Consider the following 18,936-nt stretch of genomic DNA (forward strand, 5'->3'; position numbering starts at 1 on the left):
TGGTGCACCGAGACAAAATGAGATGATTCAGTCGATCAACAAAAGAACCTAATACATGCAGTGTGGGATAGGCAGTAAGTGAGTGTTTCCTGTGGTCGTTGTTTTATGCTAAAGCAAGTGACGAAAGCAACCGCCATATTGGTGTTAGGCAGAGGACTGTTGCGTTTGCTACGTATAGTGAACTTGCTGGTTATTATTTGGACAAACTCTTAAGCAAAATATCAAATAACAGGAAAAGTTATGATCATCACCAATCTTGAAACCGTTCCCGGTAGGACAATAATTGAGCACTTTGGTCTTGTTCAAGGCAACACGATCCGAGCAAAGCATATTGGGCGTGACATTTTCGCCGGAATAAAAAATATTTTTGGCGGAGAGCTAAAGGGCTATACCGAGTTGCTGACTGAAAGTCGGGAAGAGGCAACGCAGCGCATGATACAACAAGCGGAAAGTTTTGGTGCGAATGCTATCGTCAACGTGCGCTTTAGTACGTCATCTGTCGCTCAGGGCGCCGCTGAGTTGTATGCCTATGGCACGGCAGTGCGAGTTGAATGATGATAGATTTTGCCATATTTCTCACCTTGCTAGGATTAGGTTTTGCCTTTGGTCGCTATGCGGAAAGTCGCCATTTTGTATCGATAATACAGCGTGAAAAGGAAAGTCTCCACTGTCCGGTCGTGACCCTCGACAGCTATCCTGATATGCATGACAAAACTGAGTCGACGCTGGTTACCGGTAGTGTCGTGGTATCGATTGATTACTTCAAGCGCTTTCTTGCGGGGCTGAGAAATATCTTTGGCGGCCGTATGTCCTCTTACGAATCGCTGCTCGATCGAGCCAGACGTGAGGCTATTTTGCGCATGAAGGAGGCGGCGATGGAAAAAGGCGCGGTTGCCGTTATCAGTACTCGTATCGAGACTTCTTCTATCAGCAAGAATGCGGCAAAGGGCTCTGTTGGTTCGGTAGAGGTGTTGGCCTATGGCACTGCTCTTATCTCTGGAGGGGAAAAAGCCGAGTCGTGAAGTACACACCCAAACAAGCGCCAGAAGGTATCAACTATTCCCAGGAAAATCCTTTAAAAGAGCTGGTTCTGTTGTTATCGACAGCAACCATGATCATTGCGCTTGTCGTCTATGTGCTTTTTGTTTCGTCAGATATTCTCGTCAGGTTCATTCCTTTTTCCGTAGAACAGCAATTGTTTCAGCAACACCTGGTGGAAAAAGAGTTAGGGATGGATGCCACTCAGGCCTGGCAGGACCAGGAAGCCTATATGCAAAGCCTGGTGGAAAGACTGCAGGCCGCTAATGGAGACAAGTCGTTTACATTTAAGGTCCATATTATCGATATTAAGACGCCGAATGCCTTTGCTTTTCCAGGTGGCCATATTGGTGTTACCCCAGAATTGCTCAACATTATAGAAAGCGAGAATGGACTCGCCATGGTGCTCGGTCATGAGATGGGGCATCACTATGCACGTGATCCGATCAAGGGCTTAGGTAAGGCGGTTCTCTTGTCTATGGTGATGTATGCGCTGACGGGGCTTGGTAATGATGAATTTTTACCATCACTTGTTGGGCAGGTAAGCCTGTTAGGAATGAGTCGATTTTCACAGGATCAGGAAAGACTGGCCGACAAAACTGGAAAAGATCTTCTGATGAAAGTCTATGGACACGCGGGTGGGGCGACAGAGTTTTTCGAGAAAATGAAAGATCTACGTGATGGTAAACAGAGCGAACTCAGTTTCTTTGAAACACATCCGCCGACAGACGAACGCATACAATCTCTTGGACAATCTGAACATCCTGCGCTGGTCCCACTTCCCGAATTTGTTCGTCGCTAGCAGCGCAATGCCTTGTGCCGCTATTGTAATGTGAGATGAACACCGTGCGTAACGCAGCCGGTGTATATTAACCCGAATTCATAGGCGCTCCGGTGGCACCCTAGAATGATAGCTGCTGATACACATTGTTAGCCACATTGAGCATCTGTTGCCGCTGAAAATCGCCACTTAATACATAACCTAGATTGCCGTCAATCCAGTAAAAGCTATTGGTGTTGTCTTGTTGATGAAAACGAAAAGCAGTGTTTTGTTCGTCGTTATGTTTGTTTCTCACATAGAGCGTCATACGGCTACCCGATTCGTCCTGGTACATAAACTGTGCTGCAGGACCGTTATCGCTGGGTAACAATCGACCACCTACCAGAGAAAAGCCAAGTTGAGCAAGATTTGGGGCGGCGATTTCATTTCCCAGGCGCTTGGATAACCAGGCGATTAAATGTTGTTCCTGATCTGCGCCAACCTCAACAGGGTGTTTCACTTCGGGGGAATACACCGCGTGTGCGAATGCGGCAGGTTTTGCGAGGCCCTCTACAGCATCATAGTGTGCCAATTGGGCCCCATTGATGGTCCAGCCTAGCGTGCCACCGGTGAACAGCAAGCCTATGCTGGCGGCAATATTAAACCAAAGAGGCCTGCGCGCGACTGGATGGGTCTTGAGCAACAGTTTAGCCGGGACGGGCTCTTCTAGTACGCCGTCAAAGGCCTGATGCAGCATGTCGTTCTGTGTTTGATAATGTTCAATTGTGGCTTTGAGTTCAGGGTCTTTAGCCATTTGTTCTTCTACAAACGCTCGTCGTTGTGGCGTGAGCTGTCCATCCACGTAGGCGTGAATTTCATCCATGCTGATTGAGTGAATAGAGTTTTTCATTTAATCGGTACTACCTTGGCTTGCTTTTGTTCAGACAATAGTTCGCGCAGTTCTTCTCGTCCCCTGGAGAGACGTGACATGACCGTACCTGGTGGCGTATCGGTGATCTGTGCGATCTCCTTATAACTTAAACCTTCTAGCCCCGCCAATATGACGACTTCGCGATACTCAACGCGCAACTGTCTGAGTGCGTAATGAATGTCCCGTATCATATAGCCGGTGTCTTCCTGCGCCTGTATTTGTTGTTGGCGCAGGCTTTCCGCATAGTCAGAGGCGAGTTTATTGCGTCTTATGGAATTAACGAATGTGTTGTGCATGATACTGAATAGCCAGGCGCGAAGATTACTATCCAGACGCCAGGTACGGCGCTTGTCCCAGGCGCGTTCCAGACTATCCTGCACCAGGTCATCCGCCTGTGTCGGGTCTTGAGTCAGCGCCATGGCATAGCGCCTAAGATTTGGTATTTGCTCGTTTAACCGCTGTTCCCAGTCTATATCATTCATGTAATTTGTTCTGTTCCAGGTCCACATTAGGGAAAAATTGAGAGCATGGAAGCCCTATTCTCCAGTTTCACTTCATAGACAAACAAGCTGTGCGCATTATTCCCAAATGAAAAAAATATATTTCCCCGGAATATTCGCCTCTGCCAGGCGTTATTGAAACAGGACCCTTGGAGGGTATATCCACTATTACAGGAGAAATTCAATGAGTAAACACCTTATTGTTAGTTGCTTGATGGGATGCATGGTCGCTTCCGCGTCGCTCGCGATGGCGCACGAAGAAATGGGACAGGAACTGGAGTTTAAGCTCCATAGTCTCAATGATTCCGGCGTGGAAGGGGAGGTCGAGCTTAAACTGCGCGGGCACACATTGTATGTCGAATTAGAAGTGTCCGGTTTGGAAATTGGCAAACCCCATCCACAACACATACATGGCCACGAAAATCAAAGTGTGCCAGCCAGTTGCCCGAGTATCGATGCGGACGCCAATGGTGACGGCCTTGTTTCTGTAGCCGAAGGTCTTCCGAACTATGGTCCAATTATACTTCCACTCACCCCTTTTAATCTTGTCGATGCGGGAGGGGAGTTAAATTATCGGGCAAGTTTCGAAATTGAGGTAGACAAGCTTCAACCACTGAACAAGCGAGCAATTGTGGTTCACGGTATGACAGTTGGGAGTGTGTATATTCCCAGTCTGCCTGTCGCCTGTGGTGTTGTTGAGTTAGACGACTAAGGTGTGAGTGCTGGACTCCTGATATGCCGTAATGGCATTCAGGAGACCAGCACCGCTCAAACGTTCATTGCAAGACAATTACCCTAAATCTATTTTTCAGCGCCAACAACGAGTTCGAGATATTCGATTACGTTATCTGACGAATGGACGATATCGTGGTTGAGAGTTTGCAGCCGATCTGCAATGACCTTGAATTGTTTACCAGCGTCACCGGCACGCGAGGCGACGATTTTGGAATTGATGGAAATAATGTCCATCTGATGGCTAATCTTTTTAATACTTTGTATAGCGGTTAGAACGGTCTCGCTTTGTCGAACCAGGTCTGAGCGTTGGTAGGCACTGTATTCGTGAAACGCAGATTCAAATATCTGGGTGATTTCGTTGAGACAGTCAAGTACTGGGTTAGCCGTATATAGGACCATTTCATCCAATGTTTTCTGAGAAATCGGAATAGCATTCGATAAATCTGAATGAAAGCTCTCTACGTCGCGTATAAAGTTGTTAATCAGCTTCTCTGCACCTCCCTTGTTTAGCTTTTCCACGAGTCGTTCATGACGGATACAGGGGATTTTTTCACCTTGGTTACCGTTTAATATATTGTTTTGGCATGTTATGAATAAATTAATGGTAGTCCGTAGGAGCGACAGAGAAGTGCTGAGTTTGTCACCCTTATCGTGTTCGAGAAGCATGTGACAGTGCAGAACAAGTAGGATGATGCGTTGCGACAGCATGCGTTGTCTGCCGCTGATATTGATCAGTGTGCTGAAGGCTTCGCTCGTTAAATTATCAACATCTTTCCAGTTCATAAGAATACGGGTACAAGGGTTCTGAACATTGAGTCATTATTACCTGTGTAGATAGATCTGTTTTAAGAATGAATACATCAATCTATTCAAGGTATCTCTATTTTTATATAGCGGTATTGTTTACATGTAGATTGAGTAATTCAGCAGAGAAATAGGCGTCTGCGATAACCAGGCTATAGACTTTGGGATTTTCCGTATAGCCAAGAGATAGGAAACAACTTAAAACAGGTCTTGATAATCAAAACGGAGTCTTGGGCCAGGTTTGTGTATTGTTAAGCGCAGTAAAGGCGAGGTGGATACACTCAACAGGAAAATATCGGGACTAACTATTATCGGCGTAGCTGGTGCGGACTATGACATTCCCTGTTTTGCGGTGGCTACCTACATACTCATAGGCAGCGACAATATCGTCTAAAGCGTATTCGCGATCTATGAGTGCAGAAAATTTTCCTTGAATCATCAAATCGACGATCACTTTTAGCGTGTCGGCTACATCTGATGGAAACGGAAATAGTGTTTCACGAAATCCGATGAAAGGCTTGATTATGCTAGTTACGGCTGGTAGCCAGATGTTTTCTCGATGGTCACCAAGGTCTGACGCGATAAATTTGCCGCCGCGTTTTATAAGACGAAAACATTTAAAAAACGATGTGCGTCCTACAGCATCAAATACAAAATCATATTGAATCTCATCCTGAGTGAAATCCTCCTTCGTATAGTCAACTACCTTGTCTGCGCCAAGCTGACGCATGAGATCCACGTGGCGAGTGGATACTACCGCAGTCACGTGGAGGTCCATCGCCTTAAGCAGTTGGACAGCGGCAGAACCGATGGCACCGGAAGCGCCATAAACCAAGGCATTTTGACCGGCTCTCAGACGGATCTTTTTTATGCCGCTATAGGCATAGTGCGCACCTTCACTACAAGCGACCGCCTGACGGCAGTTAATTCCTTCCGGGATTGAAGTGAGAAAGCGGGGATGGATACATGTGTATTCAGCCTGAGTTGCACCACCAATATCTTTAAATCCAAATACCCGTTGCCCAACTTGATACCCTCGAACATTTTCACCCACAGCTGAAATAACACCGGAAAATTCGCCTCCAGGTATAGCAAATTTGGGTTTGAACAAACCGGTAATCATGCGTCCTAAAAAGGGGATAGCTTGAATTGCGGCGCTATCGGTGCGATTGACGGTGCAGTAGTGTATTTGAATCTGTACTTCATCTTCTTCTGGTGACGGTACATCACGTTCTTCGATAAGAAGAACTGAGGGTGGACCGTATTTGTAGTGAACGGCGGCTTTCATATGATCGCGCAATTCTACAGCGCTCTCCAGACAACAACAAGCCCGACCCAGCCGAAGTTATCTCTAATGCGAATTGTAATAGGCACGTTTGTGAAATCAATCATCGACGTCAATATTGGGTTGTAAATATTTGTAAATAGATGATTCCCTTACATCATAAATACTATTTATTGAGCCGATATACCCTGATAACGTTTCGCTTAATTTGTCGTATGCAAAACAGACCATCGACCAGGCAAATATATTATGACCAATAATAGTGCATTAGTAATTCGCGAAGTAGCCCATAGAAGAAAAATTCTATTCGTAGACGACGAGTTGAACATAATAAATTCTCTCAAGCGCTGTTTTAGAGGGGTTGGCTATGAAATACATTCCGCAACGTCAGCTAGAGAAGCACTTGAGATACTGAAGTTGCATGAAATTGGTGTGGTTTTGTCTGACCAACGAATGCCGCAAATGACAGGGGTAGAGTTTTTAAGTCAGGTTAAAGAACTATATCCGGAAACCATCAGAATAGTGCTAAGTGGGTATACTGAACTAGACTCCATTACAGACGCGATAAACAAAGGCTCAGTTTACAAATTTCTTACAAAGCCTTGGGATGATGATCTGTTAAAGAGGCGCGTTGAAGAGGCATTTCAAGCCTATGAAATGAGCCGGGAAAAAGATCGGCTGGGTAAAGAGCTGGCAGACGTAAACATGGAACTGAAGGCCTACAACAAACAGCTGCGAAGGCTCGCAGATGAAAAAACTGTTGAGGCTATGCGTAGCGTTTATGCACTATCGCTTTCACAGGAAATATTGGAGGCACTTCCTACAGGCATCATTAGCGTTGACAGTTTGGGATTTGTTTCGATGGCTAATGAAGGACTGCTGTCAATGTTTGATCTGCAGCAATACAGGCTACCGGGAATGTCAATGGAAAATATCCCGGGCCATTTGAAGTCACTAGTAAAGAAGATGTTCTCCATGGAAGAACTTGATAAGAAATTTCGAGTAAGGGATCGAATTTATCGGGTAAGAGTAAACAGTTTTGGAGAGAAAGATGATGTCGGAAAAATATTTATGATTGATGTGGAAAGTGGAATTACATCTGATGTTAGGGAAATAGGATGAAGGCTAATGGTTGAGAATGTGTCGACCTCAATAACCTATGATCCTCTGCTTTTTTCAGCATCATTTGCGATCGCATTGCTTATTTCATTGGCCTCAGTGCATTTGGCTTATGTGCTAGAAGGATCTGGAAAAGTACGATATGTGCTAACAGGAGTTGTTTTCGGGATTGGTGTTTGGACGACACACTATATAGGAATGGAGGCAGTTAACGGTAGCATGAGGATGGACTACAATGTGTCACTAACCGCAGTTTCTTTACTGCCTGCAGTATTTGTATCGATGTTTGCATACCGAGAATTGTTTGTAGGCTTTAGCTATCGCGGCCGTATGATACGTTCTGCTATGCTATTCTCGTTGGCAATTTCCAGCATGCACTATTTAGGTATGTACGCAGTAGAGCTGAACGGAGTCACAAATTATTCGGCACAAATGGTCATTCTTTCGGTTCTGATCCCCATTTTAATTTGCGGTGTTACTTTTTCCTATTTTTCGAAACGATGGGAAGGAAAAGCGATAAGGTTTCCACAGAAGATACTGTTGTCGGTAGCATTGTCCCTAGCAATCGGTTCAATGCATTATATTGCAATGGAATCGATAGAATATATTCCGCATGAAATTGATAAAAAGGGTGATGGACTTGTTGGTGAATCTGAAAACGTAGAAAATATTATGCTGTTTGTAGATGTGGCCATAATTGGCACTCTTATTGTGGTGTTAATGTTTATCTCAAGCTATTTCAGATTTGTCAGAAACAAGTATTCGACAGAAAATAGGAAATTAGAAGAAATTGTTAAAAATAGAACAGAGGACTTAACTCAACTCCTTCTCGCTAACGATGAACAAATGATGCGCCTAGCCCAAATTAATGTGCGAATGACTTTGTTGAACGAGACAGCGAGAAATCTAAGACAGGCTGACAAGATCTATCAGGAAACTGAGGACGAAGGTGTTTACTATAAATTTGTAATAAGAAATATTCAAGAAGCAACCAGCGCAGAAATGGGAGCTCTTGTTTTACTCGATAACGATGGGCGATGTAGCGAAATTGTAACTGCAGGTGTGGCTGATCAAATAGAGAGCAAGATTGGCGTGTTTCCAACGGGATCTGGGATGTTTAAAGATTACGGACAGTATGATATGGCAGTAAGAATTTCGTCAGAGGAAGCAAAGGACAAGTTTTCACCAGTGCCTGATGGTCATCCGCCCGTCAGAAATCTGATGTTACAGGCAGTTACTCTCAATGACTCTGTTTGTGGAATTATCATGCTTGCAAATAAGGAGGGGGGTGGAGACTTTAGCGGAGACGATGAAAAGATGTTGTCTTTCTATGTAGCGGAGGTAGCCCAGTCTTTTCATATTAATTTGCTGATGCAATCGATTAGGCAGAGTAATGACGACTTGATACTGGAAAAGCAAGAGCAGCAATCGCTTATTAACAGATTGCAGCAGGCAAAAGAACAACTATTGCAGTCAGAGAAAATGGCTTCCATAGGTCAGTTGGCAGCCGGCGTCGCGCATGAAATTAATAATCCAGTTGGTTATATCAACTCAAATATTAGTAGTCTAGACCAGTATGTGAAGGACCTGTTTTCTATATTAAAGATATACGAGTTGGCGGAATCCTCAATATCGGATGTAGATTTGATCTCGGAAATCGAAAGAAAGAAACGTGAGTATGATCTGGAATTTATAAAGGAGGATATTGTTAATCTCGTTGATGAGTCACTTGAGGGTGTTACGCGAGTTAAACAAATAGTACAGGATCTGAAAGAGTTTTCTCATGTTGGGGATGGCGAATGGCAGTGGACTGATCTGCACAAGTGTATAGATAGTACAATAAATATTGTTAACAATGAAATTAAGTACAAGGCAAAGGTTGTTAAGGATTACGGGAACCTGCCTTTAATAGAATGTTTTTCTTCTCAGTTGAATCAGGTGATTTTGAATCTTCTCGTCAATGCTGCGCACGCGATTGAGGATAGAGGAATTATCAAAATCAAGACACGTGCGGAAAAAGAATATGTTGATATTGAGATAAGTGACAATGGAAAGGGAATAAAGAAGGAAAATATTAATCGTATATTTGATCCGTTTTTTACAACAAAACCTGTGGGTAAAGGTACAGGTTTAGGGCTGTCGCTTTCTTACGGTATTGTTCAAAAGCACAACGGAAAAATTCGTGTAAAAAGTATTCTAGGCAAGGGAACGAAGTTCGCGATACGTCTACCAATTAACCAAACACAGCAAAGACTGGCTAGCTGACAGAGTATATATCTATGAGTAATACAGCAGAAAAAATGGACTTTGATGATAAGGATGTCAACAAGGCGACAATATTGTTTGTAGACGATGAGAAAAATATATTGTCCTCGCTAAAAAGGCTGTTTAGAGGCTCAGGTTACCAGGTATACACAGCAGAAAGCGGCGCTGATGGTTTGAAGATAATCGAGCAGCACAATATAGACCTTGTAATTTCAGATATGCGTATGCCAAAAATGGATGGTGCGGAGTTTTTGGCAAAGGTAAAGGAATATAACTCGGAAATAGTAAGAATACTTCTTACCGGATATGCGGATATGGAGTCAACCGTAGATGCAATCAACAAGGGAGAAATATTTAAATATGTCAACAAGCCATGGGTAGATAGCGACTTGCTGCTATCTGTCAAAATCGGCCTCGAAAGAAAACGCATGAAGGCCGAACAGGATAGGTTGCGTAAGCTAACACAACGACAAAACAAGGAACTAAAGTCCTTTAACGAAAGATTGGAGAAGAAGGTAAAAGAAAGAACGCTGGATCTAAAAAAAGCAATGAAAAAACTTGAGGCTGCCAATGTGGTGCTAAAAGGCAGTTTTATGTCGTCTGTTCAGATGTTTAGCAGCTTACTGGAACTACGCGGGGGAAAAAGAATGATAGGCCACTCAAGAAAGGTGGCTGAACATGCACGAGAAATTGCACTTGCAATGGGTATGGACCAGGAAGAGGCTCAGACAATATTGTTTGCCGGGCTTTTACACGACATAGGGGAAATCGTATTGCCAGACTCACTGCTAAATAGGCCAACCCAAGCTATGAACACAGATGAAAAGCGTGAATTTGCCAAGCATGTGGTTACCGGGCAGGGAGCATTAATGAATCTCGCCACTTTCGAGGAAGTGGGAACGATAGTCCGCAGTCACCATGAGTTATATGATGGTAGCGGTTACCCAGATGGATTGAAGGGTGACGAAATTCCGGTAGGTGCGCGCATAATATGCCTCGTGAGCGACTATTACGCTTTGCAGGAAGGAGGGATGATGTCGCATAGGCTACCGGCTTCCGAAGCAAGGGAATATATACACCGAAATAAGATTAAACGCTATGATCCAAAAGTTGTGACTATATTCATGGCCCCTTATCAGGATCAGACTAAAACGGTACAAACCGGCTCGAATGAGATGGATGTTCCGACTGATAAACTCAAACCGGGAATGTTACTTGCCAAAGATTTGTTAAGCCCTGAAGGAATGTTGCTCATACCAAATGGGACTAAGCTCGATAATCCACTGATAGATCGTATTCGGAATTTCGAGAAATCCATAAATAGAAGCATGAAGGTTTGTATTCTACTGGAAAAATTTGATAGTGCAAAAGACGTGAAAGATTTTATGGTAAGAAAGCGCTAGAAATCGCTGGCGCTGATGAAATGTCAGGTTATAGAGTAAGTGACCCCATGACATCAGCCACAAAACAGACCAATGCATCGAGCCACCTATCTACCGCCGCCCCCGTAATACGACTTATTTAATTATAAACTCCTTATCAAGTTTCTTAGGTACTGCGACGTTTTTAAGAGTGACATATTGGGGCAGGCCGTCTTTGTATTTAGGATAATCCTCACCTTTTATCAGCGGCTGTAAATACTCGCGACATTTCTTGGTAATACCGAAACCGTCTTTGCTGATATAGTCTGCAGGCATCATCTTCTCGACGTTAGCGACTTTTGAAAGCTCTGTTTTGCCAACAGTCCACTTGTAAGGTTTGTTTGATTTGCGAACTATTGTCGGCATTACCGCGTTTTCGCCTTTAAGCGCCAGCTCAACTGCGGCTTTACCCATGGCATAGGCCTGATCGACGTCGGTCTTTGATGCGATGTGGCGTGCTGCGCGCTGTAGATAATCGGCCACGGCCCAGTGATACTTGTAGCCGAGTTTATCTTTGATCAATTGTGATATCACTGGCGCGACACCACCGAGTTGCGCATGACCAAAAGCATCTCTCAAGCCGGTTTCGGCGAGGAATTTTCCGTCGGCGTTACGCACACCTTCGGATACCACGATGGCACAGTAGCCATATTTCTTGACCGCTTCGTCGACCTTGGCGAGGAATTTCTTTTCGTCAAAAACGACTTCAGGAAACAAAATAACGTGTGGCGCATCACCTTCGTTTTCTGCGGCGAGACCACCGGCTGCGGCAATCCATCCGGCGTGACGACCCATAACTTCCATGACGAATACTTTTGTTGAGGTTTTGGCCATTGATGCGACATCAAAGGCCGCCTCACGTATCGATACGGCAACATATTTTGCAACCGAACCAAAACCAGGGCAGTTATCTGTTATGGGAAGATCATTATCCACGGTTTTGGGAACGCCGATACAAGTGATGGGATAGCCAAGCGTCTGGCCGATTTGCGAGACCTTGTGCGCTGTGTCCTGTGAATCACCGCCACCATTGTAAAAGAAGTAGCCGATATTATGTGCCTTGAATACCTCGATCAAACGCTCGTATTCGGCGCGATTCTGGTCTATGCCCTTCAATTTGTAGCGGCACGAGCCGAATGCGCCAGAAGGTGTATAGCGTAAGGCAGCAATTGCGCTGGCTGATTCCTTGCTGGTATCAATTAAGTCTTCGGTTAGCGCGCCTATGATGCCATTACGTCCGGCGTAGACTTTTCCTAGTTTGTTTTTGTTTTTTCGCGCGGTTTCGATAAGTCCGCATGCGGTGGCGTTGATGACGGCAGTTACACCGCCAGATTGGGCATAGAAAAGATTTTTTTTGCTCATTAAAGCACACTCCCTGGGTTCGAAAAGAATTCTTTTCCACAGAGGCGTAAAGGACACGACTTGATCGACGCGTTAGTGTTTTGGTGTCCTTTTTCTCTCCGGTCAAATCGTTGTGTGAGCACAACGTCGTTGTATTCGTGATTGGTCATAGCTGAGAGAAGCTGGTTTTCCCTGAGCCATATCAAATTGAAATCATTGTAAAGAAAATGACTCGGTGAGAATAGTCTTGTCACCAATAGAAATATTAATAGCGGAATTAAATCAGGTTGTAATGAACGCAATTAAGTCTGAATTGATGTTGGTGGTTACTGAGAGACGCATTTTCTATCTTCGGCTAATGGAGGAATACCAGAGTCCGTGAATGAATTCGCCTGTAAAGTTTCTTATCGATTAAGCCTGCCTCCATGCGGTCGCGTACACGAAGAAAAATAGTGTTGGGAGTAAACACCAATTAGTGGGGGATTACACCCATTTTTACAGTCGATATTGATCTATTGGAATATCTTTCGGTACCAAGCTATTGGAAAAACAACAAAATACCAGATTGGCACGAATAGTGGTGTATGGAAAATTCCTATAGTTAAGTTTGAAAGGAATAAAAATGAAAGATAGCGCGAGATTTGAAAAAAACACGCGTCGGGTGCAGAACTGGCTTAAGGCTTTCCTGATGGGTGGCATTATCGGTCTGGGTTTTGTCTCCACAGCGCAATCAGGCATTGTATTGCAGCAGCAATTTCTGGATAACTACACCTGGTTCTCCTCATATAGCAATGGGTCTGCTTCAGCAGAGGCTGCTGACGATTTCACGATAGTTGGTGATATCGACCGTTTGACGTTTAATGGCAGAATTTGGTCGGGCACCGCGATTCAACAAGTCATTGTGCGATTCTACGACGCCAATCCTGCCGGTGGTCCAGGTAATCTGTTGCGTGAATATCTCACGAATTCCGGTGATGCAAACCTTCGCGTCAGCTATGACTGGGTTGACGTCGTGTTGCCGACCGTATTTTCCGCTACGGGTAAACACTTTGTCTCCGCACAAATAGTCACTGACTCGACCTGGGAAACAGGCTCGGCCAATACATCGGTGTCGAGGGTGATAAATGGGGAACGGGCGTATACACGAGCAGATAATGGTACCTGGTCGATTGTGTCGACGAAAGCAGACCTTGCCTTCACGCTGTATGGTACGTCGACTGGACAACCACTCGCGACCGGTTTGTCGACAAATAGCACAACCCGTAATGGATATTTTGAAGTGTTGGGTAGTGCGTTTGGTGATAGCGGTCAGGTAATTGTTGGTGGAGTGCCTGCCCACATTGCCTTATGGACAAACTACCGCATCAAGGCATACGCCGACAATGCGACGCCATTGGGCGACAACGCCGTGGTGGTTGAGACTATCAACGGAAGTAGCGCCCCACTCACACTTTCCGTAGCAGAGCAAATCTCCTCAGGCCGAATCAACTGGCAGTTCCGGTTGGTTGGTTCTTATTCCATGGAGTCACCTGAGGTCGGTCCGGATGGAAACATCTATAGCGTCGATGTCAGCGGTTACCTCTATTCATTAACGCCTGCAGGCGTTCTACGTTGGGTACGCGCCGCAGGTGCTAATGGTTTTGATGTGGCACCCGATGGTCGGATTTATTCCATGAACAGTCAGTTCGTTTTTGCGCATAACGCGAACGGCGATCTGCTCTGGCGATACGCCATGCCAGCTTATGCCTATCGTGCCTTCGATGTCGCTGTGGGTCCGGATGGCAATATCTATGTTGGCACTTCAAGCGACTTTGGTATTTTTGCGCTAGACCCTGCAGGAAATCTGTTGTGGAACACGCCTCTGCCTGCAGATGCTTCCCATGAGGAAAGCGGTTATGAGATGACTTTCGGTTACAACGGCTCCAACTTACAGGTCTATATTGATACTGGTAGGGGAGTGCGTGCCTATAGCAGTCGTGGAAATTTTCTTTTCAGTGCCGCGGGTAATGGCCCGACAGTTTCGGCCAGCCAGGCCTTGCATACACGCAGTGGCATCTACTTGCCAGACGGCACGCGTACCTGTTTCTTACTCGACGGATACAACGGTTTTACGGTGTCATCGAGTCAGATTCATTGGGGTTATCGTCTCGACATGATTGGATATGATGAAAGCTGTAACGAAACTGATCGCTTTGCATTACCACAATACGCAAATCAGTGGCCGCGATTCGACTCGGCAGAGACATTCATGTTGCTGGGTAGCACGGTAAACGGACAGCAGGTCAGTTACGCGATAGATTCACGCAATGGTAGTCAGCTGTGGCAACAGACGTATCCACTGGTTGAAGGACAGGAGCAGTGGGTGCAGTCAAATGCTGTGCTTGCCTCTGATAATAGCTCGGCCTATTTTCATACCGGTACGTCAGGCGCCGTTATTCGTGGTTTTCTAACAGCGCTGAATACCGCGACCACCAATGGTGGAGGAAACACTGATCCAACACCGACGCCGACGCCGACGCCGACGCCGAATGCCGCGCCCGTCGCCGTCGATGACAGTGTTGAGATGCTGCAAAAGACTTCGCTAAAAGTCGATGTACTGGCAAATGACTCAGATCCGGAAGGTGACACAATGGTGATAGGTGTGGTGGCCACCGATGCCAATCTGAATGTTCAGGTGAACACAGACCAGACGTTGATGATTAAGCCAAACCGCTCCTTCTTTGGTACAAGCACGTTCACGTATAATGTGATCGACAGCGCAGGTAATGTCAGTAATAACGCCACGGTGACAGTTGTCGTTATTGAAGACACGTCCAAGCCAGGTAAAAAGCGTTAGACCATAGCGAAAAGAGGTGGATATCAGTAGTGATGTCCGCCTCTTTCTTAACACATAAATTCGTTTCAGGCATGGGCTATCTGGTGAACGCGAAGTTTTTTTGCAATGGGGAATAGTCGACTGTGCAGAAACATTGTTGTCCATGGGATAGTTTTTTAAAATGTCGACTGAAACGGACGGGTATCACGAGTTCTTTGTAAATAATTGTAAATGATTTGCCGAAGTCGGATTGCGTGCACAAAATAAAATTTATCAGTTATTCCTTCTCATAAAATTACGCGCTGTTCTACAAGCAATTGAAAACCTACCTTAATTCTATTTTTTCTGTCATCTCATATCGCTGTACTCAACAATTCTGAAAACATAGCGGAAAAACATAATTCAACGCTCAACTAATAGTGTCTAGCCTGTTGATTAATAGGTGTGCATTTACTTTCTCCAATACGTCATCTATATCTTTAGGTGTGGGAGCAAGAGGGGAAAGTGCCGGTGAATAAATAGGTTATATCGATAGAAGTACGATCGTGCCTGGAAAAGAATTGCAACTCGCTTGGGTATGTTAATTGGGACCACGAAGGAGGAGTGTCGTGAATTCTACGAGCACAGGTCAGCAGTACAATTTTGAAATTGTGAAATGGTTTTCGGTCGTATCGGTGATTTATTTTGTGGTTGGCACACTGGCAGGTGTCTATGTGGCATCGGAGCTTGCCTGGCCGGCGTTGAATTTTGATATTGCAGAGTTGAGTTTTGGGCGCCTGCGGCCTCTGCATACCAACGCCGTAATCTTTGCATTTGGTGGCTGTGTATTGATGGCGACCGCTTTTTACAGCGTGCAAAGAACCTGCGGTGTGCGTCTTTGGAGCGACAAACTCGCCTGGTTTACCTTTATTGGTTGGAATCTGATCATTGTGTCAGCGGTTATTACTCTGCCCATGGGACTTACTCAGGGCAAGGAATATGCTGAACTGGAATGGCCGATCGATATCGCGATAGCCGTCGTGTGGTTGAGCTTTGCCATCAATTTCGTGATGACATTGGCCAATCGCAAATCCTCTCATATCTACGTCTCTAACTGGTTCTTTCTCGGCATGATGGTCATGATTACCTATCTGCATGTCGTCAACAGTCTCGCGATTCCGGTCGAGATGTTCAAGTCTTACTCGATATTTTCCAGTGTTCAGGACGCCATGATTCAGTGGTGGTGGGGACACAACGCCGTCGGTTTTTATCTCACCGCAGGCTTTCTTGGCATTATGTATTACTTCGTGCCCAAGCAGGCAGACCGGCCGATTTTTTCTTATCGTCTTTCGGTGCTTCACTTTTGGGCCTTGATGTTTGGTTATGTGTGGTTAGGCGCGCATCACCTGCAATACACCGCTTTGCCGGACTGGACAGGTTCACTTGGTGCCGCGATTTCGATGGCGATGATCATTCCCTCCTGGGGTGGTGCGGTAAACGGCATGATGACGCTTAGCGGCGCCTGGGACAAACTGCGCACAGACTATGTGTTGCGTTTTCTGATCATGTCGCTGGCGTTTTATGTGATGTCGACGTTCGAAGGCCCGGTAATGTCGCTCAAAACCGTAAACGCGCTTTCCCACTATACCGACTGGACTATCGGACACGTGCACTCCGGCGCATTGGGTTGGGTAGGTATGGTCGCTGCCGGTGCGCTTTATCATCTGGTGACGCGTTTGTGGAATCGCGAAATGTACTCGACACAATTAGTGAATCTGCATTTCTGGATGGCAACCATCGGTATCGTCATTTACATCGTGGCGATGTGGATCTCGGGCATTATGCAAGGCCTGATGTGGCGTGACTATGATGAGTTCGGTACGCTCACCTATACCTTTGCCGAAACCGTTGCCGCCATGCATCCCTATTATGTGATGAGGACAGTCGGCGGTTTTATCTATTTTCTGGGCACTGTTGTCATGCTGTACAACGTAGTGATGACTATCCGTAGCGCCAGTGCTGCAACCAGCACCAGCGCATCAACGGCCCGCGCCTAGAAAAGGAGCAAGAACATGTCTGACAAAATTCATTCGACCAAACTTCAGGACAAGATGGAGCGCAATGTGTGGGCGTTATTGCTCATGCTGCTGGTGTTGCTGTCTATTGGTGGCTTAGTCGAGATCGTGCCTTTGTATTATCTCGATGACACCATGGAACATAGCGCTCGACCAGAGATTTTGTGGCAACGCCAGGATGGACAGAAACTCGCAGACTGGAAACCGGGAGATGGTGTGCGCCCGTATACCGGTCTCGAGTTGGCTGGACGCGCGGTTTATATACGCGAAGGATGTTATCTGTGTCACTCACAAATGATACGTCCTTTCCGTGATGAAAAAGAGCGCTACGGTCATTACTCACTGGCTTCGGAATCGATTTATGATCATCCGTTTCAATGGGGTTCCAAACGCACCGGTCCTGATCTCGCACGCGTCGGCGGAAAATATTCCGACGAATGGCATCGCAAACATCTGGCCGCGCCCCGTTCTGTTGTGCCCGAGTCGGTTATGCCAAATTACCCGTGGTTGGAAACGTCTACCTTAGAAGGTGAGCGTGTTGCCAGTCATATGCGCGGTATGAAAACACTGGGCGTACCGTATACCGATGATGACATTCAGGCCGGTATGCAGCAGGCAAATGGCAAAACGGAAATGGATGCCATGGTCGCCTACTTACAGGTGCTGGGTACCATGGTGAAACTGGATTACGGAGTACAGTATCGTGAATAGTATTAGCGAATATTTTCATACTGATTGGGCTGCCATGACGTTTCACGACTGGCTTGGTATGGCAATTACGATAGTGGTGTTTATGTTGATGCTGGTGGTGTTTGTCTACGTGTTTAATCCGGCGAACAAGGAAAAGCTGGAAGCTCGCCGCTATATTCCGCTGGATGAGGACAATATGCGCAGGGAGGACAAGTTATGAGTAAGCAAAAAAGTTCGACCAAGGCAGCGGATACGGGACACACCTGGGACGGCAATCTGCGCGAACTGACCAATCAGCCTCCGCGCTGGTGGATGATTAGCCTCTATTTGAGCATGGCGTGGTTAGTCGTGTACTTCATTTTGTATCCGGCATTTCCGCTGGTGAGTAGCGCCACCAAAGGCGTGATGGGCTGGACGCAAATGAAGGAATACAAGGAAGATCTCGCTTCGATTGAGGAGACACGCGCGCCGTTTGAAAAGCGTCTGCAAAACATGTCGGCGGCGGCGATACTCGCCGATGACGAGCTTTCTGCTTATACCGTACGCTCTGCCAAAGTATTGTTCGGTGATCGTTGTGCGCCTTGTCATGGCACCGGTGGTGCGGGTAATCCCGGTTATCCCGTGCTTGCTGATGATGACTGGCTGTATGGCGGCAAGATTGAAACCATACAGCAAACCATCACCATGGGTAGACAAGGTGCTATGCCAGGGTTTGCGGGTAGTTTGTCCAGTCAGGAAGTTGATGACCTGGTTAAACACACGATAGCGTTGAGCAAGGGTAGTGAGCACGAAGCCGGAAAAATGCTGTTTATGAGCAAGGGCTGTATTGGTTGTCACGGCATGGATGCCAAGGGTATGCAATTTATGGGTTCTGCAAATCTGACGGATGCAATCTGGCGTTTTGTTCCAGGTACGGAGGAAAGTGTAAAACATACCATACTGCATGGCATAAACAATCTTGCGGATAAGGAATCCCGGCTCGCGGTAATGCCTGGTTTTCAGTCACAACTATCAGAAACGGAAATCAAGAAACTGGCGGTGTACGTGCATAAACTCGGCGGCGGTCAGTGACAAAACGTGCCCGCAGGAATCACTCTTGCGGGCACCTTACTTGTTAACAGGGAGTAAGACATGGATTTCGTTGCTACGGTTTCAATTACCGTACTGGTAATCACCAT

The 18,936-nt window shown here is 46.0% G+C and carries 17 protein-coding genes; 12 read left to right on the forward strand and 5 right to left on the reverse strand.

Annotated features, from left to right (window positions below; translation table 11 throughout):
• The first annotated feature begins 240 nt into the window (after positions 1-240).
• The 3 genes from OEZ43_14120 to OEZ43_14130 are packed head-to-tail and all read left to right on the forward strand — an operon-like array spanning position 241 to position 1,840.
• Positions 241-555: a YbjQ family protein gene (locus tag OEZ43_14120; GenBank protein ID MDH5546724.1), complete on the forward strand. Its 315-nt coding sequence runs from the start codon at positions 241-243 to the stop codon at positions 553-555.
• Complete coding sequence (locus OEZ43_14125) at positions 555-1,022, forward strand: YbjQ family protein (protein MDH5546725.1); 468 nt, start codon at positions 555-557, stop codon at positions 1,020-1,022. Before OEZ43_14120 ends, OEZ43_14125 begins: the two co-directional genes overlap by 1 nt.
• Entirely contained in the window at positions 1,019-1,840 is an 822-nt protein-coding gene (locus OEZ43_14130; GenBank protein ID MDH5546726.1) for a M48 family metallopeptidase, read from the forward strand. Before OEZ43_14125 ends, OEZ43_14130 begins: the two co-directional genes overlap by 4 nt.
• Before the next feature lie 100 nt (positions 1,841-1,940).
• Here the strand turns inward: OEZ43_14130 and OEZ43_14135 are convergent, their stop codons facing one another.
• Positions 1,941-2,708, reverse strand: a complete 768-nt coding sequence (locus OEZ43_14135) for an anti-sigma factor (GenBank protein MDH5546727.1) — start codon at positions 2,706-2,708, stop codon at positions 1,941-1,943.
• Positions 2,705-3,211, reverse strand: coding sequence for an RNA polymerase sigma factor (locus tag OEZ43_14140; GenBank protein ID MDH5546728.1), 507 nt, complete (start codon positions 3,209-3,211; stop codon positions 2,705-2,707). Before OEZ43_14140 ends, OEZ43_14135 begins: the two co-directional genes overlap by 4 nt.
• A 202-nt stretch (positions 3,212-3,413) precedes the next feature.
• Here OEZ43_14140 and OEZ43_14145 point away from each other — a divergent pair, with 202 nt between their 5' ends.
• Positions 3,414-3,941, forward strand: coding sequence for a hypothetical protein (locus OEZ43_14145; GenBank protein ID MDH5546729.1), 528 nt, complete (start codon positions 3,414-3,416; stop codon positions 3,939-3,941).
• Positions 3,942-4,030: 89 nt separating this feature from the next.
• Here the strand turns inward: OEZ43_14145 and OEZ43_14150 are convergent, their stop codons facing one another.
• Positions 4,031-4,747, reverse strand: coding sequence for a methyl-accepting chemotaxis protein (locus tag OEZ43_14150; protein MDH5546730.1), 717 nt, complete (start codon positions 4,745-4,747; stop codon positions 4,031-4,033).
• Between the two features lie 322 nt (positions 4,748-5,069).
• Positions 5,070-6,068, reverse strand: coding sequence for an NAD(P)-dependent alcohol dehydrogenase (locus tag OEZ43_14155; GenBank protein ID MDH5546731.1), 999 nt, complete (start codon positions 6,066-6,068; stop codon positions 5,070-5,072).
• A gap of 234 nt (positions 6,069-6,302) precedes the next feature.
• Between OEZ43_14155 and OEZ43_14160 the strand changes: the two genes are divergently transcribed.
• From OEZ43_14160 to OEZ43_14170, 3 genes are read left to right on the forward strand one after another with little or no spacing between them, the layout of a single operon-like run.
• Positions 6,303-7,175, forward strand: coding sequence for a response regulator (locus OEZ43_14160; protein ID MDH5546732.1), 873 nt, complete (start codon positions 6,303-6,305; stop codon positions 7,173-7,175).
• 6 nt (positions 7,176-7,181) lie between these two features.
• Positions 7,182-9,437, forward strand: coding sequence for an ATP-binding protein (locus tag OEZ43_14165; GenBank protein MDH5546733.1), 2,256 nt, complete (start codon positions 7,182-7,184; stop codon positions 9,435-9,437).
• A gap of 14 nt (positions 9,438-9,451) precedes the next feature.
• Positions 9,452-10,840, forward strand: coding sequence for a response regulator (locus OEZ43_14170; GenBank protein MDH5546734.1), 1,389 nt, complete (start codon positions 9,452-9,454; stop codon positions 10,838-10,840).
• A 114-nt stretch (positions 10,841-10,954) separates the two neighbouring features.
• Here the strand turns inward: OEZ43_14170 and OEZ43_14175 are convergent, their stop codons facing one another.
• On the reverse strand, positions 10,955-12,220 hold the full coding sequence (locus OEZ43_14175) for a 6-phosphofructokinase (protein MDH5546735.1): 1,266 nt from the start codon (positions 12,218-12,220) through the stop codon (positions 10,955-10,957).
• Between the two features lie 601 nt (positions 12,221-12,821).
• Here OEZ43_14175 and OEZ43_14180 point away from each other — a divergent pair.
• From OEZ43_14180 to ccoP, 5 genes are all read left to right on the forward strand, one after another.
• Positions 12,822-15,035 carry an Ig-like domain-containing protein gene (locus OEZ43_14180; GenBank protein MDH5546736.1) on the forward strand — a complete coding sequence of 738 codons (2,214 nt, stop codon included), beginning with the start codon at positions 12,822-12,824 and terminating at the stop codon, positions 15,033-15,035.
• Between the two features lie 587 nt (positions 15,036-15,622).
• On the forward strand, positions 15,623-17,050 hold the full coding sequence (gene ccoN, locus OEZ43_14185; protein MDH5546737.1) for a cytochrome-c oxidase, cbb3-type subunit I: 1,428 nt from the start codon (positions 15,623-15,625) through the stop codon (positions 17,048-17,050).
• 15 nt (positions 17,051-17,065) lie between these two features.
• Entirely contained in the window at positions 17,066-17,779 is a 714-nt protein-coding gene (gene ccoO, locus OEZ43_14190; protein ID MDH5546738.1) for a cytochrome-c oxidase, cbb3-type subunit II, read from the forward strand.
• On the forward strand, positions 17,772-17,978 hold the full coding sequence (locus OEZ43_14195) for a cbb3-type cytochrome c oxidase subunit 3 (protein ID MDH5546739.1): 207 nt from the start codon (positions 17,772-17,774) through the stop codon (positions 17,976-17,978). Before ccoO ends, OEZ43_14195 begins: the two co-directional genes overlap by 8 nt.
• Entirely contained in the window at positions 17,975-18,829 is an 855-nt protein-coding gene (gene ccoP / locus OEZ43_14200) for a cytochrome-c oxidase, cbb3-type subunit III (protein MDH5546740.1), read from the forward strand. The genes OEZ43_14195 and ccoP overlap by 4 nt, the downstream gene beginning before the upstream one ends.
• The last annotated feature ends 107 nt before the right edge of the window (positions 18,830-18,936 follow it).

This window comes from Gammaproteobacteria bacterium (assembly GCA_029881255.1).
Classification (GTDB): domain Bacteria; phylum Pseudomonadota; class Gammaproteobacteria; order S012-40; family S012-40; genus JAOUMY01.